The following is a 17,207-nucleotide window of genomic DNA, read 5'->3' as shown; positions in this document are numbered from 1 at the left end:
TCGTGGAAGGTGTCAGGTGATGTCGGCAAGCGAATCGGGTTGCGGCGCGGGCCGGGCCGGACGCGGGTTGAGGTGGCCGCAATGGCGGCAGGTGCGGCGCTCCTCCGAACCGTGGAAGCGCTCGAACACCGGCGGGAAGTCCTGCTCGATGTCCCGCAGCTGGAAGTACTCCTCGTACAGCTTGTGGTTGCAGCGTTCGCAGTACCACAGCAGGCCGTCGAGCTCGCCGGGCAGGCGCCGGCGCTCGATCACCAGGCCGACGCCGCCGGCCATGCGCTGCGGCGAATGCGGAACGCGCGGCGGCAGCAGGAAGACCTCGCCGGCGCCGATCGGGATGTCGCGCACCGAGCCGGGGCCGCCCTCGGGGTTCTCCTGCACGCGCAGCACCATCTCGCCCTCGAGCTGGTAGAACCACTCCGGGCCTTCGTCCCAGTGGAAGTCGTTGCGCGCGTTGGGACCGCCGACCACCATCACGATGAAGTCGCCATCGTGGATGCACTTGTTGCCGACCGGTGGCTTCAGCAGGTGGCGGTGCTCGTCGATCCAGGCCTGCAGGTTGAGGGGGGCGGGCAGCATGGGGGTTCCTGCGGGAGGGCGCCGGCCGGCGCGGGGTCAGCGGATCTCGCGGTCCTGGCAGATGCGCGCCAGCGCGGCCTCGTACTTCGGTTCCAGGTCCTCGATGCGGTCCACGTCCATGCCCAGGTGGTGGACGCGGCCGTCGCGCAGGCTGTAGACCCAGCCGTGCACGGTCAGGTCCTGGCCGCGGTCCCAGGCGTCGCGGATCACGTGGGTCTTGCACACGTTGACCACCTGCTCGAGCACGTTGAGCTCGCACAGGCGCGCGTGCTGGACCTCGGTGTCGCCTGCGTCGTGCAGGCAGCCTTCGTGGTGCTCGGCCACGTCGGTGACGTGTCGGATCCAGTTGTCGACCAGGCCCAGGCGCTGGCGGGTGAGGGCGGCATACACGCCGCCGCAGCCGTAGTGGCCCACCACCAGGATGTGCTTGACCTTCAGCACGTCGACCGAGAACTGGATCACCGACAGGCAGTTGAGGTCGGTGTGGACCACGACGTTGGCGACGTTGCGGTGGACGAAGACTTCGCCCGGCGCCATGTCGATGATCTGGTTGGCCGGCACGCGCGAGTCGGAGCAGCCGATCCACAGGTATTCGGGGGCCTGCTGTTCGGACAGTCGCGAGAAGAAGCCGGGGTCCTCGGCGCGCACGCGCTCGGACCAGGCATGGTTGCGTCGGATCAGTTCGTGGAGGTCGTCGGCCATGCCGGCATTATCACAGACCTGCGCGCGCCTGCCGCGTGCCTTCGCGGCCGTCCGTTCACGTTCGATCGCGGCGGGCGAGGCGGTCGGCCATCAATGCCGCGACTTCCATCGCGTTTTCGCCCGGCAGCGCACGCAGGCCGTCGATCGCGCCCTGCACATTCGCCGGCGGATGGTTCTGGTTGAGCTTGAACTTCAGCTCGATCCGGCTGGCCTCGAAGCGGAAGCCGACGATGCCGCGCAGCTGGCGGCGCTCGCGCGGGTCGTCGTGGTCGTAACGCCACCGGCCGCCGACGCCGGGTTCGAAGCGTTCGCCGAGGCGGGCGACGATCGAGGCCAGCGCGGCCTCGTCGTGCAGCGGCTGCAGCGTGCCGTACAGGTGCGCGGCGGCGTAGTTCCAGGTCGGCACGCGCGCCATCTCCGCCTTGTCCGGATACCAGTCCGGCGAGACGTAGTGGTGCGGGCCGTGCACGACGAGCAGGGCGCCGCCGGCATGGCCTGCCTGCGGGTTGGGCCTGGCCCAGTGGCCTTCCAGCAGCACGCGATCGCCGTCGCGGGCGTAGAGCACCGGCAGGTGGGTGGCCAGTGGCAGCCCGTCGGCGCCGGTGGTCACCAGGGTGGCGAAGGGATCGCGCGCCAGCAGCCAGTCCAGGCCGGCCAGGTCGGTTTCGGCGAAGGACGGTGGCGTGTACACCGTCGTCCCGGCTCAGGCGCGGCGGCCGAGGCTGACGTTCATCAGCGGCAGCAGGGCCTCGTCGCTGTCGGCGCGCGGCGGGGCGACCTCGTCCAGCGAGAAGCCCCGTTCCAGCGCGTCGTCCTCGTCCAGGCCGTCGAACTCGACGTAGCCGGCGTCCAGCAGCATCGAGCGGGCGGTGTCCTCGCTGTCGTAGGCGTGCAGGTTGCCTTCGTGGTCGAGGACCTCGGCGGTGCCGGCCTCACGTTCGCGCAGGCGCGCCCAGAGCAGTTGGCGGCCGAGGGTGGCGATCCACCAGGTGTCGTTCATGCAACCTCCGCTAGCAGCCAGAGCAGGGCCGCCATCGACAGGCCGGCAATGACCGTGAAAAGGGAAATGCGCGCCGGCGTGGCCAGCCCGCTGAGCGAGCCGTCGCGCACGGAGCGGTAGCCGCCGCTGAGCAGCCAGCGCAGCGCCGCCGGGTCGATGAAGGCGCCAGGGCCGAAATCGGCCTCGGTGCCGGCGTGGCGGTCGCGGATGTGGACCAGGGTCAGAGGCCAGAAGATCACGAAGGCGCTGGCGCCGGCGATGGCCACTCCCACGAAGCACAGGGCGAAGAACAGGAGCATTGAGGGCCGGGATTCGTGATTCGGGATCCGTGATTCGAAAAGGCAGCGCCTCCGCGTTCCCGCCGGGGAACGCGGAGGTGGGGCGCCTTAGAACTCGGCGCTGCCGGGGGCGCGGGGGTAGGCGATCGCGTCGCGGATGTTGGCCAGGCCGCAGACGTAGACCACCAGGCGCTCGAAGCCCAGGCCGAAGCCGGCGTGCGGCACGCCGCCGTAGCGGCGCAGGTCGCGGTACCACTGGTAGTGTTCGGGCTCCAGGCCGAACTGGGCCATGCGCGCGTCGAGCACGTCCAGGCGTTCCTCGCGCTGCGAGCCGCCGATGATCTCGCCGATGCCCGGGGCCAGCACGTCCATCGCCGCGACGGTCTTGCCGTCGTCGTTCAGGCGCATGTAGAAGGCCTTGATGTGCTCGGGGTAGTTTATCACCACCACCGGGCGGCCGACGTGCTCCTCGGTCAACCAGCGCTCGTGCTCGGTCTGCAGGTCCAGGCCCCATTCGACCGGGAACTCGAACTTTTTGCCCGAAGCCTGCAGCAGGCGGATCGCCTCGCTGTAGTCGATGCGCTCGAACGGCGCGTTGATGAACGACTCCAGGCGGGTGATCGCGTCCTTCTGCACGCGCTCGGCGATGAAGGCCATGTCGTCGGCGCGCTCGGCCAGCACCGTGCGGAACAGGTACTTGAGGAAGTCCTCGGCCAGGTCGGCGTCGGCGGCCAGGTCGGCGAAGGCGACCTCCGGCTCGATCATCCAGAACTCGGCCAGGTGGCGGGTGGTGTTGGAGTTCTCGGCGCGGAAGGTCGGGCCGAAGGTGTAGACCTTGCTCAGGGCCAGGGCATAAGCCTCGACGTTGAGCTGGCCGGACACGGTCAGGAAGGTTTCCTTGCCGAAGAAGTCGCGCGAGAAGTCGATCTCGCCATCCTTCGTGCGCGGCAGGTTGGCCAGGTCCAGGGTCGAGACCCGGAACATCTGGCCGGCGCCCTCGGCGTCGGAGGTGGTGATGATCGGCGTGCTGATCCAGTAGAAGCCGCGCTCGTGGAAGAACCGGTGCACGGCCTGGGCCAGGCAGTGGCGGATGCGGGTCACCGCGCCGAACAGGTTGGTGCGCGGGCGCAGGTGGGCGTACTCGCGCAGGTATTCCAGCGAGTGCTGCTTGGGCTGCATCGGGTAGGTCAGCGGGTCCTCGACCCAGCCGACGACCTCGATCTTCGAGGCCTGGATCTCGAAGCTCTGGCCCTGGCCCTGCGACGGCACCAGGGTGCCGGTGGCGACCACCGAGCAGCCGGTGGTCAGGTGCTTGACCTCGGACTCGTAGTTGTCGAGCGTGGCCGGGGCCACTACCTGGATCGGGGCGAAGCAGGATCCGTCGCTGACGTTGACGAAGCTCAGCCCGGCCTTGGAGTCCCGGCGGGTGCGCACCCAGCCGCGGACCGTGACCTCGCCGCCCGCGGCGACCTTGCCCGCGAGCGCATGTTCGACGCTGACCACCGTCATGGCTTGAATCCTTGTGTCCTGGAGCCCATCTGGGAAGGGCGGAAGTGTAGCGGCTGCGCCCCCGCGGGCGCGAGCCGCCGCGCCGCTGCGTTCCATCCCGAACGGCAATGCCGACAGGGGCGGGACAGCCTCGACGCCTATAATCGCCGGGCCACCACGGAGATGCACCCCATGCCAGTCACCCTCACCCCCATCGCCCTGGAACGCGTCCAGCGCTTCCTGCAGCGCGACCCGGCCGCCCTGGGCCTGCGCTTCGGCGTGGAGCGCACCGGCTGCTCGGGCTGGGGCCACGTGGCCGACCTGGCCCGCGAGCAGCGCGAGGGCGACGCCGTGTTCGAGCAGGACGGCGTGCGGATCTACGTCGACGCGCAGAGCCTGCCGCTGGTCGACGGCACCGAGATCGATTTCGCCCGCCAGGGCCTGGGCGAGGGCTTCGTGTTCCGCAACCCGAATGCCACCGCCGAATGCGGCTGCGGCGAAAGCTTCACCACCGGGCCGGCCTGAGCTGATCCGCGCTGGCCGGAGGCCCTGTCCTCCGGCATGGCCGCCGCGCGGCCGTACGCGCTAGGCTTGGGCGCTTCCAGATCCGCCCGGAGTCCCGATGCGTCGTACCGTCCTGGCCGTTGCCCTGGCCGCCTGCTGCTTCCCCGTGTTTTCCGCCGAGCCGGCGACGTCCGCGGCCGCGACCGCGTCGCGCAACGAGGCCTCCGCCGCGCTGCACCGCCTGTTCGACAGCGAATGGGAGCGCAACCTGCGCGAGTCGCCGGAGAACGCCGCCTACCTGGGTGACCACCGCTACGACGACCGCTGGACCGACATGAGCCTGGAGGCGATCCAGCGCCGCGAGGCCGCCGACCGCGAGGCGCTGGCCGCGCTGCGCCGGATCGACCGCGCCGCGCTGTCGGCGGAGGACCAGCTCAACTACGACACCTTCCTGTGGCTGCAGGAGCGGGCGGTGGAGCGCCAGCGCTTCCGCGAATACCTGCAGCCGATCGGCCACCAGGGCGGGGTGCAGACCGCCGATGGCATCGCCGAGATCCTGCCGTTCGCCAGCGCCGCCGACTACCGCAACTGGATCGCCCGCCTGCAGGCGCTGCCGCAGGTGCTGGAGCAGACCGCCGCGCTGATGCGCGCCGGCATCGAGGCCGGCAGCCTGCCGCCGAAGGTGCTGATGCAGCGCGTTCCCGGGCAGATCGCCGCGCAGGTGGTGGAGGATCCGGAGGCCAGTCCGTTCTACCGCCCGTTCCGGAAGATGCCCGACGCGATCCCGGCGGCCGAGCAGGCGGCGCTGCGCGCGCAGGCCAGGGCCGCCATCAGCGGCAAGGTGGTGCCGGCCTACCGCGAGTTCGGCCGCTTCTTCGAGGCCGAGTACCTGCCGCGCACCCGCGACAGCATCGCCGCCACCGACCTGCCGGATGGCAAGGCGTACTACGACTTCCTGGCCGGCTGGTACACGACCACCCGCCTGACCGCCGACGAGATCCACCAGATCGGCCTCGAGGAAGTGGCGCGGATCCGCGCCGGGATGGAGAAGATCCGCGAGGAAGTCGGCTTCAAGGGCGACCTCAAGGCCTTCTTCCAGCACCTGCGCACCGATCCGCAGTTCTTCTACAAGGACCCGGCCGACCTGCTGGAGGCCTACCAGGCCCTGGCCAAGCGCATCGACCCGGAGCTGGTGAAGGTGTTCCGCACCATCCCGCGCCAGCCCTACGGCGTGCGCGCGATCCCCGACAACATCGCCCCGGACACCACCACCGCCTACTACCAGCCCGGCGCGGTGGACGGCAGCCGCGCCGGCTTCTACTACGTCAACCTGTACAAGCCCGAGGCGCGGCCGAAGTGGGAGATGCTGGCGCTGTCGCTGCACGAGGCGGTGCCGGGCCACCACTTCCAGTTCGCCCGCGGCGCCGAGCTGCCGGGGCTGCCGCTGTTCCGCCGCTCGGCCTACTTCGTCGCCTACGGCGAGGGCTGGGGCCTGTACGCCGAGCGCCTGGGCTACGACATGGGCCTGTACGACGACCCGTACGACCGCATGGGCCAGCTGGCCTACGACATGTGGCGCGCGGTGCGCCTGGTGGTCGACACCGGCATGCACGCCAAGGGCTGGAGCCGGCAGCAGGCGATCGACTTCTTCATGGACAACTCGCCCAAGACCGAGCAGGACGTGGTCAACGAGATCGACCGCTACATCGCCTGGCCGGGCCAGGCCCTGGCCTACAAGATCGGCCAGCTGAAGATCTCGGCCCTGCGCGAGGAGGCCGCGCGCGAGCTGGGTCCGGCCTTCGACGTGCGCGACTTCAACGATGCGGTGCTGGAGGCCGGATCGGTACCGCTGGAGACGCTGGAGGCGCATGTCCGCGGCTGGATTGCCGGGCGCAAGAAAAAATCAGATTGAACTTCATTCAGTTGCGAGACATTCTTCCAGTGATTAGTCACGTCACGATCCTGCCCCGCGCATTACCGCGGGGCAGGGGGAAATCCGCCCGGAGCCGGGCGCGAACCCGCGGGTTTGCGCCCAAGTGACTGAGCCGGCATAATTTCCGGCTTCCTGCGGCACGCTGCCGGCAGGAACCCTTGCCCCACCGCTTCCGTTCCGGTCGACGGGGGGCTGCCAGGCCCGCAAGGGCCGCATCCACGAGGAAACCAACGATGCGTCATTACGAAATCGTGTTCCTGGTCCATCCGGACCAGAGCGAGCAGGTCCCGGCGATGATCGAGCGCTACAAGACGATCATCGAGGGCGGCAACGGCACCGTGCACCGCCTGGAAGACTGGGGCCGCCGCCAGCTGGCCTACCCGATCCAGAACCTGGTCAAGGCCCACTACGTCCTGTTCAACATCGAGGCCTCGCAGGCCGTCCTGGACGAGCTGGTCGAGACCTTCCGCTTCAACGACGCGATCCTGCGCCACCTGGTCATCCGCCGCGACGGCCCGGAGACCGAGCAGTCGCTGATCATGAAGAGCAAGGACGAGAAGGGCGACAAGCCCGAGCGTGGCGAGCGCCGCCGCCGTGACGAGGAAGGCGAGGGCAGCGCCCCCGCCGCCGCCGCCGAAACCGACGGCGACAACGCCGAAGCCGCCGCCTAAGGAGCACAGCCATGTCCAAGTTCTTCCGCCGCCGCAAGTTCTGCAAGTTCACTGCCGAGGGCGTCAAGGAGATCGATTACAAGGATCTCAACACCCTGCGCCAGTACCTGACCGAGAACGGCAAGATCGTCCCGAGCCGCGTGACCGGCACCAAGTCGCGTTACCAGCGCCAGCTGTCGACCGCGATCAAGCGCGCCCGTTACCTGGCCCTGATCCCGTACACCGACAACCACGACATCTGATCCTGCGGGTCCCTGGCGACAGCCCGCACGTCCCCGTGCAGGCTGTCGGCTAAAGGCACTCCAGAGCTGGTTGTCAACACAAACGTCCGATCCGGACAGCAATCGTTGCCGCGCCCGCCATGGCGCGGCTAACGGATAGAGGAGCAATACGATGGAACTGATCCTTCTGCAGAAGGTCACCAACCTGGGCAACCTCGGCGACAAGGTCACCGTGAAGCCGGGTTACGGCCGCAACTTCCTGGTCCCGCAGGGCAAGGCCGTGCCGGCCACCGCCGCCAACCTGGCCGAGTTCGAGGCCAAGCGCGCCGAGTACGAAGCCAAGGCCAAGGCCCTGCTCGACGACGCCCAGGGCCGCCTGGCCAAGCTGGAAGGCGCCAGCGTGACCGTCAAGGCCAACGCTTCGACCGAAGGCAAGCTGTACGGCTCGGTCGGCCCGCGCGACATCGCCGAGGCCTTCACCGCCGCCGGCCTGCCGCTGGAGAAGAGCGAAGTGGTGATGGGCGAAGGCCCGATCCGCCACACCGGCGAGTTCGACGTGACCGTGCACCTGCACGCCGACGTCGAGACCACCGTCAAGGTCGTGGTCGAGCCGGAAGCCTGATCGGCCCCTGGTCCGCAGTACCCGACGGAGGGCGCCGCAAGGCGCCCTTCGTTTTTCCGGCCCGTCGCAGCCGCTGAGATGTCCACGGGTTATGCACAGGGTTGTGCATGGCGTTGGCACTGGCCGGCGCATACGATGGGCCGCTGCTCCACTGGTCCATTCCGGCCGCGCGCCCACGCGCCCGGCCGTATAGAGGAACGTCCCGAATGTCCGCACGCCCCGGTTTCCGCAAAGACCGCGAACGCGACAGCAGCAGCGATGGCCGTATCGAACACCTGCGCGTCCCGCCGCATTCGGTCGAGGCCGAACAGGCGGTGCTCGGCGGCCTGATGCTGGCGCCGGAGTCGTACGACAGCGTCGGCGACATCCTGGTCGAGAAGGACTTCTACCGCCGCGACCACCAGCTGATCTACCGCGCCATCCGCGAGCTGGCCGAGAAGAACCAGCCGTTCGACGCGGTGACCCTGGGCGAGTGGTTCGACTCGCAGGGCTTCTCCGAGCAGATCGGCGGCGGCGCCTACCTGGTGGAGCTGGTCACCACCACGCCCTCGGCGGCCAACATCCGCGCCTACGCGGAGATCGTCCGCGACAAGGCGGTGCTGCGCCAGCTGATCGAGGTCGGCACCGACATCGTCAACAACGGCTTCCAGCCCGAGGGCCGCGACAGCGCCGAACTGCTGGCCAAGGCCGAGCAGGAAGTGTTCGCGATCGCCGAGGCCGGCGCACGCGGCCGTACCGACTTCACCGGCCTCAACACCGCGCTGCGCGACGCCTTCGAGGTGCTGCAGAAGCGCTTCGAGAGCGGCGGCAACATCACTGGCCTGCCGACCGGCTACACCGAGTTCGACAACATCACCGCCGGCCTGCAGCCGACCGACCTGATCATCCTCGCGGCGCGCCCGGCGATGGGCAAGACCACCTTCGCGCTGAACATCGCCGAGTACGCGGCGATCAAGTCGAAGAAGGCCGTGGCCGTGTTCTCGATGGAAATGTCGGCCGCGCAGCTGGCGCTGCGCCTGATCTCCTCCAACGGCCGGGTCAATGCCCAGCGCCTGCGCACCGGCCAGCTCGAGGACGAGGACTGGAGCCGGGTGACCGCGGCCATCCGCATGCTCAAGGAAACCAAGATCTTCATCGACGACACCCCGGCGCTGTCGCCGGACGTGCTGCGCTCAAAGTGCCGCCGCCTCAAGCGCGAGCACGGCCTGGGCCTGGTGGTGATCGACTACCTGCAGCTGATGCAGGTGCCGGGCAACAACGAGAACCGCGCCACCGAGATCTCGGAAATCAGCCGGTCGCTCAAGGCCCTGGCCAAGGAGCTCAACGTGCCGGTGATGGCCCTGTCCCAGCTCAACCGTTCGCTGGAAACGCGTACCGACAAGCGCCCGGTGATGGCCGACCTGCGCGAATCGGGCGCCATCGAGCAGGACGCGGACATCATCCTGTTCATCTACCGCGACGAGTACTACAACAAGGAAAACTCGCCGGACAAGGGCCTGGCCGAGGTCATCATCGGCAAGCACCGCAGCGGTCCGACCGGCTCGGTGAAGCTGAAGTTCTTCGGCGAGTACACCCGCTTCGACAACCTCAGCCACGACTCGGTGGGCAGCTTCGAGTAGGCCGGCGCCCGTGCCGCGGGCCGCCTGCCGGATCCGTGGCGCCAGACACAATCCGCTCATGGTGGGGCCCGTATGCTCCCGTGCACCCGGCCGGACGGCCGTGATTCCCCTGCACAGGAGCGTGTCCCATGACCAAGAACAACATCCTCGCCGGCACCGCCATGCTCGTGGCCGTGCTCGTCGCCGGCTGCCAGACCACCGACCCGTACAGCGGGCAGCGCCAGCAGAACCGCACCGGCACCGGCGCGCTGATCGGCGCGGGCATCGGCATCGCCGCCGGCCTGCTGACCGGCGACAGCGCGGTCGAGCGCCGCCAGCACGCCCTGGTCGGCGCCGGCCTGGGCGGCCTGGCCGGCGCGGCCGTCGGCAACTACCAGGACCGCCAGCAGGCGGCGCTGCGCGAGAAGCTGCAGGGCACCGGCGTGGACGTGGCGCGCAAGGGCGACAACATCACCCTCAACATGCCCGGCAACGTCACCTTCGCCTTCAACAGCGCCAACATCGACCCGCAGTTCTACACCGTGCTCAACGACGTGGCCGGCGTGCTGCGCGAGTACAACCAGACCGTGGTCGAGGTCGCCGGCCACACCGACAGCGTCGGCAGCGACGAGGTCAACCAGCGGCTGTCCGAGCAGCGCGCCGAAGCGGTGGCCTCGTACCTGGCCGCGCAGGGCGTGCAGCGCGAGCGCCTGATCACCGTCGGCGGCGGCAAGCGCTACCCGATCGCCAGCAACGACACCGAGGCCGGTCGCGCCGCCAACCGCCGCGTGGAAATCACCCTGGTCCCGATCCAGTCCTGACCCGGCCGGCTCAGCCGGCCACTTCGGCCAGCACGCGCTCGCCCTCGCGGCGGGCGCTTTCCGCGGCCTCGGCCGCGGCGGCATCTTCCGTCGCGGCTGCCGCGTTCGCAGCCGCGGTGCACTGCGACGGGCAGTGCACCATCATGTAGTCGGCGTTCGAGCTCAGCCGCTCGACCAGGAAGTCGACGAAGGCGCGCACCTTCGGCGACATCATCCGGCCACCGGGGAACACCGCGTTGAATTCCACCTCCGGGCCGGTCCAGCCGGCCAGGACGCGACGCAGCGCGCCGCCCTCGACATAGGGCTTGACGCCGACGTCGGTGGCCAGGGTCAGGCCTTCGCCGCTCAGCAGCGGGCCCAGCAGTGCCGACGGATCGTTGGCCACCATCAGTGCGTTGACCGGGTATTCCACCGTGCGCGTGCCGTCGGTGAGCGGCCAGGTGATGCGGTTGGGATGGGCGTGGTAGTGCTTACGCACCGCGATGATGCGGTGGTGCTGCAGCTCGTCCGGATGCAGCGGTTCGCCGTGGCGCTCGATGTATAGCGGGCTGGCGAACACCTGGGTGCGGAACGCGGCCAGGCGCCGGGCGACCAGGGTCGAGTCGGGCAGGGCGCCCGCGCGCAGCGCCACGTCGATGTCGCTGCCGATCACGTCGACCGGTTCGTTGCTCATGTGCATGTCCAGGCGCACTTCCGGGTACTGCGCGTGGAAGGCGCCCAGCAGCGGCGAGATCCAGGCGATGCCGATCGAGTAGGGCACGCTGAAGCGCAGCCACCCGCGCGGTCCGCCCTGCAGCTGGCCGACCGCGCCTTCGGCTTCCTCCAGTTCGCGGGCGATGCGCTGGCAGTGTTCGTAGTACACGCTGCCCGCTTCGGTGAGGCCGAGGCGGCGCGTGGTCCGGTGCAGCAGCTGCGCGCCGAGGCGCGTTTCCAGTTCCTGCACCTTGCGGCTGACGGTGGTCTTGGGAAGTCCGAGCGAACGGGCGGCGGCGATGAAGCTGCCCTGGTCGACAACCTTGACGAAGACCAGGGTGTCGTTGAGGTCGAATGCCATGCGGGGGAGGGCTCCGGGGTGGGGGAAGGGATTGGCCCTGCGGCGGGATGATTATTCCCTCAAATCCAGACTAATCAAGTCCGGATTTGAGGCGTAACTTCGCAATCCGTTCCCCCACCCTGGATTGCCGACATGCGTCTGGCCCGGCTGCTCTCCCGCCTTTTCGGCGCCGCGTCCCCCAGTGCCGACAACGATTTCCGCCTGCCGACCCTCGGGGAAAGCAGGCCGCACGGGCATTTCCGCGAATTCACCGCCCCGCGGCGGCTGCAGCGCGGCGGCGTGGCGGTGGGGCGCAAGTCGTCGAAGTGCGCCGACATGCCGGATGGGATTATCCCGTGCGTGGGAGGAAATATCCCGTGAGCGGGACGCTGGCTCCCGAAGTGCTGGTGCTCGGCGCCAGCGGCCGCGTCGGCGCCGGCATCGTCGCCGCGCTGCTCGAGGCGGGCAGCCCGGTGCTGGCCGTCGGCCGCGATCCGCAACGCCTGCAGGCCCTGGCCGAAGCGCATGCCGACGAGCCGGCGCTGCAGGTGCTCGCCGGTTCGGTGGCCGGCGACCGCCAGGCTTCGGCGCTGGCGCGCCGCATCGCCGGACGCGAGCGCCCGCTGCGCGCGGTGGTGGATGCGGTGGCCGCGCCGCGGCGCAGCGCGCGCCTGCTGGACCGTCCGGTCGCGGCGCTGCGCCGCAGCCTCGACGAGGACCTGCTGCCGCACCTGGCCGCAGCCCGGCACCTGCTGCCGCTGCTGCGCAGCCAGTCGATCGACACGCGCTACGTACTGGTCGGCGGGCCGCATACCCGCAACGGCTGGGCCGGCTACGGGCATGCCTCGGTAAGCATCGCCGCCTCGCGGATGCTGGCCCAGGTGCTGCACGAGGAAGCGCAGGCGCTGGGCGTGCGCCTGCAGATGCTGGCGGTCGATGCACCGGTCTGGGCCGCCGACAACGCCGCGCGCGCCTGCGCCGGCTGGCACAGCGCACTGGGCGTCGGTCGCGGCGTGGTGTCGCTGCTGTCCTCGAGCTCCGGTGCCGCGCGCGGCGTCGTCGAGTTCACGCCCACCTCCACTTCCGGCCCGGCATCGCTGCTGGCCTGCGATTACGCCCCGGTATTGCGCGCCGCGACCGGCACTTCCGGCAGCCGGTGCGGGTAACCGGCGCCCCTCCTTCCCCCAGAGGAACCACCCCCATGACCCTCCATACCGACAACCACGAAACGGGCAACACCCTGCGTTCCGCACCGCGGCTGGCGCCGCGCCTGCTGGTGCTGGCCACCGGCGTCGCCATGGCCGTGGCCGTGCTGGCCGGCTGCAGCGGCGGCCAGGCCAGCGAACAGCACGCACCACCGCCGCAGGTCGGCGTCGCCGAGGTACCGGTGCAGCCGGTGCAGCAGTGGGACGAGTTCAGCGGCCGCATCGAGGCGATCGAAAGCGTCGACCTGCGTCCGCGCGTCTCCGGCTACATCGAGCAGGTGAACTACCGCGAAGGCCAGGAAGTGAAGAAGGGCGACGTGCTGTTCACCATCGACGCGCGCAGCTACCGCGCCGAACTGGACCGCGCCGAGGCCGCGCTGGCCCGCGCCCAGGCCCAGGCCGGGCTGGCGCGCAGCGAGGCCGAGCGTGCCCGCCGGCTGTCCGAGGAACAGGCGATCTCGCAGGAGACCTACGAGCAGCGTCGCGCCGCCGCCGCCCAGGCGCAGTCGGACCTGGCCGCCGCACGCGCCGCGGTCGAGACCGCACGGCTCAACCTGGAATGGACGAAGGTGCGTTCGCCGATCGACGGCCGCGCCGGTCGCGCCCTGGTCACCGCCGGCAACCTGGTGGTCGCCGGCGACGCCTCCAGCGTGCTGACCACGGTGGTGTCGCTGGACCGCGTGCACGTGCACTTCGACGCCGACGAGCGCAGCTTCCTGCGCTACGCCGAGCTGGCCCGCAGCGGCAAGCGCGCCAGCGAACGCGACGGCACCCTGCCGGTGCAGGTGGCGCTGGCGGACGAGCAGGGCTTCCCGCACGCGGGCACCATCGACTTCCTCGACAACCAGGTCGACCGCAGTACCGGCACCATCCGTGCCCGCGCCGTGCTCGACAACGCCGACCGCCGCTTCACCCCGGGCCTGTACGCGCGCGTGCGCCTGCCGGGCAGCGGCCGCTTCGAGGCGGCGCTGGTCGACGACAAGGCCGTGCTCACCGACCAGGACCGCAAGTACGTCTATGTGGTCGACGGCGAGGGCAAGGCGCAGCGCCGCGACATCGTGCTGGGCCGGCTCACCGAGGTCGATGGCGAGCCCTTGCGCATCGTGCAGAGCGGCCTCGAGGCCGGCGACAAGGTGATCGTCAGCGGCGTGCAGAAGGTGTTCTTCCCGGGCATGCCGGTGCAGCCGCAGGCCGTGGCGATGACCGCGAAGGCCCGTACCGCCGACGCCGTGGCCAGGCGATGACCTGAGTTTTTCCGGTTGCGCACGGACGCGCGCCGGACCCCTTTGCCCGTCCCCTGCCAGACCCCTCCCCCGGTTGCTCCCCCGGGTGGGGGACGGGCCCTTTCTTTCCCGGATCCAAGGACCACCCCCATGGACTTCTCACGTTTCTTCATCGACCGGCCGATCTTCGCCGCGGTGCTGTCGATCGTGATCTTCGCCGCCGGCCTGATCTCGATCCCGCTGCTGCCCATCGGCGAGTACCCCGACGTGGTGCCGCCTTCGGTGGTGGTGCGCACGGTGTACCCCGGCGCCAACCCGAAGGTGATTTCCGAGACGGTGGCCACGCCGCTGGAGGAAGCGATCAACGGCGTCGAGGACATGATGTACCTCAAGTCCGTCGCCGGTTCCGACGGCGTGCTGCAGCTGACCGTGACCTTCCGTCCGGGCACCGACCCGGACGAGGCCGCGGTGCGCGTGCAGAACCGCGTCGCCCAGGCGCAGGCGCGCCTGCCGGAGGACGTGCGCCGGCAGGGCGTGACCACGCAGAAGCAGTCGCCGGTGTTCCTGATGGTCGTGCACCTGACCTCCAGCGACGGCCAGTACGACTCGCTGTACCTGCGCAACTACATGCGCCTGCACGTCAAGGACGAGCTGGTGCGGATCCCGGGCGTGGGCGACGCGCAGCTGTTCGGCGGCGGCGACTACGCCATGCGCCTGTGGCTGGACCCGGACAAGATCGCCGCCCGCGGCATGACCGCCGGCGACGTGCTGCGCGCGGTGCGCGAGCAGAACGTGCAGGTCTCCGCCGGCCAGCTCGGCGCCGAGCCGATGCCCAACGGCAGCGACTTCCTGCTGCCGATCAACGCCAAGGGCCGCTTGGAAAGCGTCGAGGAGTTCGGCGGCATCGTCCTCAAGAGCGGCGCCGACGGCCAGGTCGTGCGCCTGGCCGACGTGGCCCGGATCGAGCTGGCCGCCGGCGACTACACCCTGCGCGCGCGCCTGGACGGCAAGAACGCCGCGGCCATCGGCATCTTCCAGGCCCCCGGCGCCAACGCGCTGGAGATCCGCGACGCGGTGGTCGAGAAGATGGCGGAGATCCGCCGGACCCTGCCGCCGGGCGTGGAGATCCAGTCGATCTACGACACCACGATCTTCGTCCGCGACTCGATCAAGTCTGTGATCAGCACGCTGCTGGAGGCCACCCTGCTGGTGGTGCTGGTGGTGATCCTGTTCCTGCAGACCTGGCGCGCCTCGATCATCCCGCTGCTGGCGGTGCCGGTGTCGGTGGTGGGTACCTTCGCGGTGCTGTACCTGCTGGGCTACTCGATCAACACGTTGACCCTGTTCGGCCTGGTGCTGGCGATCGGCATCGTGGTCGACGACGCCATCGTGGTGGTGGAGAACGTCGAGCGCCACATCGAGGACGGCCACTCGCCGCTGCAGGCTGCGCACCTGGCCATGCGCGAGGTGTCCGGGCCGATCATCGCCATCGCCCTGGTGCTGTGCGCGGTGTTCGTGCCGATGGCCTTCCTGACCGGCGTGACCGGCCAGTTCTACCAGCAGTTCGCGGTGACCATCGCCATCTCCACGGTGATCTCGGCGGTCAACTCGCTGACCCTGTCGCCGGCGCTGGCGGCCAAGCTGCTGCGTCCGCACGGCGCGGAGAAGGACCGCCCGACCCGGATCATCGAGCGCCTGTTCGGCTGGGCCTTCCGTCCGTTCAACCGCTTCTTCAAGCGCAGCTCCGAGCGCTACGAGCAGGCGGTGTCGCGCACCCTCAACCGGCGTGGCGCGGTGTTCGCGGTCTATGCGCTGCTGCTGGTCGGTGCGGGCGTGATGTTCAACGCGGTGCCGGCCGGGTTCATCCCGGTGCAGGACAAGTTGTACCTGATCGCCGGCGTGAAGATGCCGGAAGGCGCCTCGATCGAGCGCACCGACGCGGTGCTCAAGCGCATGGCGGCGATGGCCGCGGAAGTGGAGGGCGTGCAGAACGAGGTCGCGTTCCCGGGCCTGAACCCTCTGCAGTTCACCAATACCCCGAACAACGGCGTGGTGTTCTTCACCCTCAAGCCCTTCGGCGAGCGCAAGGCCAGCGCCGAGCAGATCACCGCCGAGCTCAACCAGCGCTTCTCCACCATCCAGGAGGGCTTCACCTTCGCCTTCATGCCGCCGGCCATCCAGGGCCTGGGCAACGGTTCGGGCTGGTCGCTGTTCGTCGAGGACCGCACCCGCCTGGGCTATGGCGAGCTGCAGAACGCGGTGCAGGCATTCCAGGGCGCGGCGGCGCAGGCACCGGGGCTGGGCTTCCCGATCTCCAGCTACCAGGCCAACGTGCCGCAGCTGGACGCCGTGGTCGACCGCGTCCAGGCCAAGGCCCAGGGCGTGCCGCTGACCGAGCTGTTCGAGACCCTGCAGACCTACCTGGGTTCGGCCTACGTCAACGACTTCAACATGTTCGGCCGCACCTGGCAGGTCATCGCCCAGGCCGACGCGCCGTTCCGTGACGACGTCACCGACATCGCCAACCTGCGCACGCGCAACGCCGCCGGCGAGATGGTGCCGATCGGCTCGATGGTCGACATCCGCCAGACCTACGGTCCGGACCCGGTGATCCGCTTCAACGGCTATCCGGCCGCCGACCTGATGGGCGACGCCGACCCGCGCGTGCTGTCCTCGGGCGAGGCGATGGCCAAGGTCGAGGAGCTGGCCGCGCAGGTCCTGCCGCCGGGCATGGACATCGACTGGAGCGACCTGAGCTACCAGCAGGCGACCCAGGGCAAGGCGGCGCTGGTGGTGTTCCCGCTGGCGGTGCTGTTGGCCTTCCTGGTGCTGGCCGCGCTGTACGAGAGCTGGACCCTGCCGCTGGCGGTGATCCTGATCGTGCCGATGACCATGCTGTCCGCGCTGCTGGGCGTGTGGCTGACCGGCGGCGACAACAACGTGTTCGTCCAGGTCGGCCTGGTGGTGCTGATGGGCCTGGCCTGCAAGAACGCGATCCTGATCGTCGAGTTCGCCCGCGAGCTGGAGCTGCAGGGCCGCGGCATCGTCGAAGCGGCGCTGGAAGCCTGCCGCCTGCGACTGCGCCCGATCGTGATGACCTCGGTGGCCTTCATCGCCGGCACCGTGCCGCTGGTGCTGTCCAGCGGCGCCGGCGCCGAGGTCCGCTCGGCCACCGGCATCACCGTGTTCGCCGGAATGATCGGCGTCACCGCATTCGGCCTGTTCCTCACCCCGGTGTTCTACGTCGCGCTGCGCAAGCTGGCCAACCGCCCGCTGGTGTCGCACGCGGCGCCGGCCGACGGCGAGGCGGTACACGCCTGAGCTCCGCTGCT

18 protein-coding genes are annotated in these 17,207 nt (G+C 69.8%); 11 read left to right on the top strand and 7 right to left on the bottom strand.

The window, feature by feature from the left end; translation table 11 throughout:
• Nucleotides 1-12: 12 nt before the first annotated feature.
• The 6 genes from M503_RS0111670 to asnS form a co-directional block, all read right to left on the bottom strand.
• Nucleotides 13-576, bottom strand: a complete 564-nt coding sequence (locus M503_RS0111670) for a 3-hydroxyanthranilate 3,4-dioxygenase (RefSeq protein WP_028918820.1) — start codon at nt 574-576, stop codon at nt 13-15.
• Between the two features lie 36 nt (nt 577-612).
• Entirely contained in the window at nt 613-1,278 is a 666-nt protein-coding gene (can, locus tag M503_RS0111665) for a carbonate dehydratase (RefSeq protein WP_028918819.1), read from the bottom strand.
• 55 nt (nt 1,279-1,333) lie between these two features.
• Nucleotides 1,334-1,969 carry an FMN-binding negative transcriptional regulator gene (locus M503_RS0111660; RefSeq protein WP_028918818.1) on the bottom strand — a complete coding sequence of 212 codons (636 nt, stop codon included), beginning with the start codon at nt 1,967-1,969 and terminating at the stop codon, nt 1,334-1,336.
• Nucleotides 1,970-1,981: 12 nt separating this feature from the next.
• Nucleotides 1,982-2,278 (bottom strand): hypothetical protein, encoded by a 297-nt coding sequence (locus tag M503_RS0111655; protein ID WP_024868845.1) that lies wholly within the window; start codon nt 2,276-2,278, stop codon nt 1,982-1,984.
• Nucleotides 2,275-2,577: a membrane protein gene (locus M503_RS0111650; protein ID WP_028918817.1), complete on the bottom strand. Its 303-nt coding sequence runs from the start codon at nt 2,575-2,577 to the stop codon at nt 2,275-2,277. Before M503_RS0111650 ends, M503_RS0111655 begins: the two co-directional genes overlap by 4 nt.
• An 87-nt stretch (nt 2,578-2,664) precedes the next feature.
• Nucleotides 2,665-4,065, bottom strand: a complete 1,401-nt coding sequence (gene asnS, locus M503_RS0111645; RefSeq protein ID WP_028918816.1) for an asparagine--tRNA ligase — start codon at nt 4,063-4,065, stop codon at nt 2,665-2,667.
• A 171-nt stretch (nt 4,066-4,236) separates the two neighbouring features.
• On the opposite strand from asnS, the gene M503_RS0111640 reads away from it, so the two are divergent.
• The 7 genes from M503_RS0111640 to M503_RS0111610 all read left to right on the top strand — a co-directional run bounded on the left by M503_RS0111640 (nt 4,237) and on the right by M503_RS0111610 (nt 10,414).
• The gene (locus M503_RS0111640) at nt 4,237-4,569 is read left to right on the top strand and encodes a HesB/IscA family protein (protein WP_028918815.1); all 333 of its coding nucleotides are present in this window, start codon (nt 4,237-4,239) and stop codon (nt 4,567-4,569) included.
• Nucleotides 4,570-4,666: 97 nt separating this feature from the next.
• Nucleotides 4,667-6,460 (top strand): DUF885 domain-containing protein, encoded by a 1,794-nt coding sequence (locus M503_RS16415; protein WP_081721034.1) that lies wholly within the window; start codon nt 4,667-4,669, stop codon nt 6,458-6,460.
• Nucleotides 6,461-6,714: 254 nt separating this feature from the next.
• Nucleotides 6,715-7,152: a 30S ribosomal protein S6 gene (gene rpsF, locus M503_RS0111630; RefSeq protein ID WP_024868850.1), complete on the top strand. Its 438-nt coding sequence runs from the start codon at nt 6,715-6,717 to the stop codon at nt 7,150-7,152.
• An 11-nt stretch (nt 7,153-7,163) separates the two neighbouring features.
• A complete protein-coding gene (gene rpsR, locus M503_RS0111625) occupies nt 7,164-7,394 on the top strand; it encodes a 30S ribosomal protein S18 (protein ID WP_024868851.1) in 231 nt (76 codons plus the stop codon).
• Between the two features lie 151 nt (nt 7,395-7,545).
• A complete protein-coding gene (gene rplI / locus M503_RS0111620) occupies nt 7,546-7,995 on the top strand; it encodes a 50S ribosomal protein L9 (protein WP_028920233.1) in 450 nt (149 codons plus the stop codon).
• A 206-nt stretch (nt 7,996-8,201) separates the two neighbouring features.
• A complete protein-coding gene (locus M503_RS0111615; RefSeq protein ID WP_028920234.1) occupies nt 8,202-9,614 on the top strand; it encodes a replicative DNA helicase in 1,413 nt (470 codons plus the stop codon).
• A gap of 128 nt (nt 9,615-9,742) precedes the next feature.
• Nucleotides 9,743-10,414, top strand: a complete 672-nt coding sequence (locus tag M503_RS0111610) for an OmpA family protein (protein ID WP_028920235.1) — start codon at nt 9,743-9,745, stop codon at nt 10,412-10,414.
• Nucleotides 10,415-10,424: 10 nt separating this feature from the next.
• Here the strand turns inward: M503_RS0111610 and M503_RS0111605 are convergent, their stop codons facing one another.
• Complete coding sequence (locus M503_RS0111605) at nt 10,425-11,468, bottom strand: LysR family transcriptional regulator (protein WP_028920236.1); 1,044 nt, start codon at nt 11,466-11,468, stop codon at nt 10,425-10,427.
• 132 nt (nt 11,469-11,600) lie between these two features.
• Between M503_RS0111605 and M503_RS16410 the strand changes: the two genes are divergently transcribed.
• The 4 genes from M503_RS16410 to M503_RS0111580 all read left to right on the top strand — a co-directional run bounded on the left by M503_RS16410 (nt 11,601) and on the right by M503_RS0111580 (nt 17,196).
• A complete protein-coding gene (locus tag M503_RS16410) occupies nt 11,601-11,828 on the top strand; it encodes a hypothetical protein (protein WP_037061315.1) in 228 nt (75 codons plus the stop codon).
• Nucleotides 11,825-12,613 carry an SDR family NAD(P)-dependent oxidoreductase gene (locus tag M503_RS0111590; protein ID WP_028928268.1) on the top strand — a complete coding sequence of 263 codons (789 nt, stop codon included), beginning with the start codon at nt 11,825-11,827 and terminating at the stop codon, nt 12,611-12,613. The genes M503_RS16410 and M503_RS0111590 overlap by 4 nt, the downstream gene beginning before the upstream one ends.
• Before the next feature lie 131 nt (nt 12,614-12,744).
• A complete protein-coding gene (locus M503_RS0111585) occupies nt 12,745-13,896 on the top strand; it encodes an efflux RND transporter periplasmic adaptor subunit (RefSeq protein ID WP_428992228.1) in 1,152 nt (383 codons plus the stop codon).
• Between the two features lie 129 nt (nt 13,897-14,025).
• Nucleotides 14,026-17,196, top strand: coding sequence for an efflux RND transporter permease subunit (locus tag M503_RS0111580; protein WP_028920238.1), 3,171 nt, complete (start codon nt 14,026-14,028; stop codon nt 17,194-17,196).
• Nucleotides 17,197-17,207: the final 11 nt, after the last annotated feature.

Origin of the sequence: Pseudoxanthomonas suwonensis J47 (genome assembly GCF_000513955.1) — a bacterium.
In the GTDB taxonomy this organism is placed as follows: domain Bacteria; phylum Pseudomonadota; class Gammaproteobacteria; order Xanthomonadales; family Xanthomonadaceae; genus Pseudoxanthomonas; species Pseudoxanthomonas suwonensis_C.
The sequence above is the reverse complement of the archived record's forward strand: the minus strand, read 5'-3'. Positions and strand labels throughout refer to the sequence as shown.

Bases quoted from the DNA above. Each gene is read 5' to 3' on its own strand.
- M503_RS0111650 (WP_028918817.1), bottom strand. From the start codon at position 2,577: ATGCTCCTGTTCTTCGCCCTGTGCTTCGTGGGAGTGGCCATCGCCGGC.
- rpsR (WP_024868851.1), top strand. From the start codon at position 7,164: ATGTCCAAGTTCTTCCGCCGCCGCAAGTTCTGCAAGTTCACTGCCGAG.
- asnS (WP_028918816.1), bottom strand. From the start codon at position 4,065: ATGACGGTGGTCAGCGTCGAACATGCGCTCGCGGGCAAGGTCGCCGCG.
- M503_RS0111640 (WP_028918815.1), top strand. From the start codon at position 4,237: ATGCCAGTCACCCTCACCCCCATCGCCCTGGAACGCGTCCAGCGCTTC.
- M503_RS0111610 (WP_028920235.1), top strand. From the start codon at position 9,743: ATGACCAAGAACAACATCCTCGCCGGCACCGCCATGCTCGTGGCCGTG.
- M503_RS16415 (WP_081721034.1), top strand. From the start codon at position 4,667: ATGCGTCGTACCGTCCTGGCCGTTGCCCTGGCCGCCTGCTGCTTCCCC.
- rplI (WP_028920233.1), top strand. From the start codon at position 7,546: ATGGAACTGATCCTTCTGCAGAAGGTCACCAACCTGGGCAACCTCGGC.
- M503_RS0111655 (WP_024868845.1), bottom strand. From the start codon at position 2,278: ATGAACGACACCTGGTGGATCGCCACCCTCGGCCGCCAACTGCTCTGG.
- M503_RS0111605 (WP_028920236.1), bottom strand. From the start codon at position 11,468: ATGGCATTCGACCTCAACGACACCCTGGTCTTCGTCAAGGTTGTCGAC.
- rpsF (WP_024868850.1), top strand. From the start codon at position 6,715: ATGCGTCATTACGAAATCGTGTTCCTGGTCCATCCGGACCAGAGCGAG.
- M503_RS0111580 (WP_028920238.1), top strand. From the start codon at position 14,026: ATGGACTTCTCACGTTTCTTCATCGACCGGCCGATCTTCGCCGCGGTG.
- M503_RS16410 (WP_037061315.1), top strand. From the start codon at position 11,601: ATGCGTCTGGCCCGGCTGCTCTCCCGCCTTTTCGGCGCCGCGTCCCCC.
- M503_RS0111585 (WP_428992228.1), top strand. From the start codon at position 12,745: ATGGCCGTGGCCGTGCTGGCCGGCTGCAGCGGCGGCCAGGCCAGCGAA.
- M503_RS0111615 (WP_028920234.1), top strand. From the start codon at position 8,202: ATGTCCGCACGCCCCGGTTTCCGCAAAGACCGCGAACGCGACAGCAGC.
- can (WP_028918819.1), bottom strand. From the start codon at position 1,278: ATGGCCGACGACCTCCACGAACTGATCCGACGCAACCATGCCTGGTCC.
- M503_RS0111670 (WP_028918820.1), bottom strand. From the start codon at position 576: ATGCTGCCCGCCCCCCTCAACCTGCAGGCCTGGATCGACGAGCACCGC.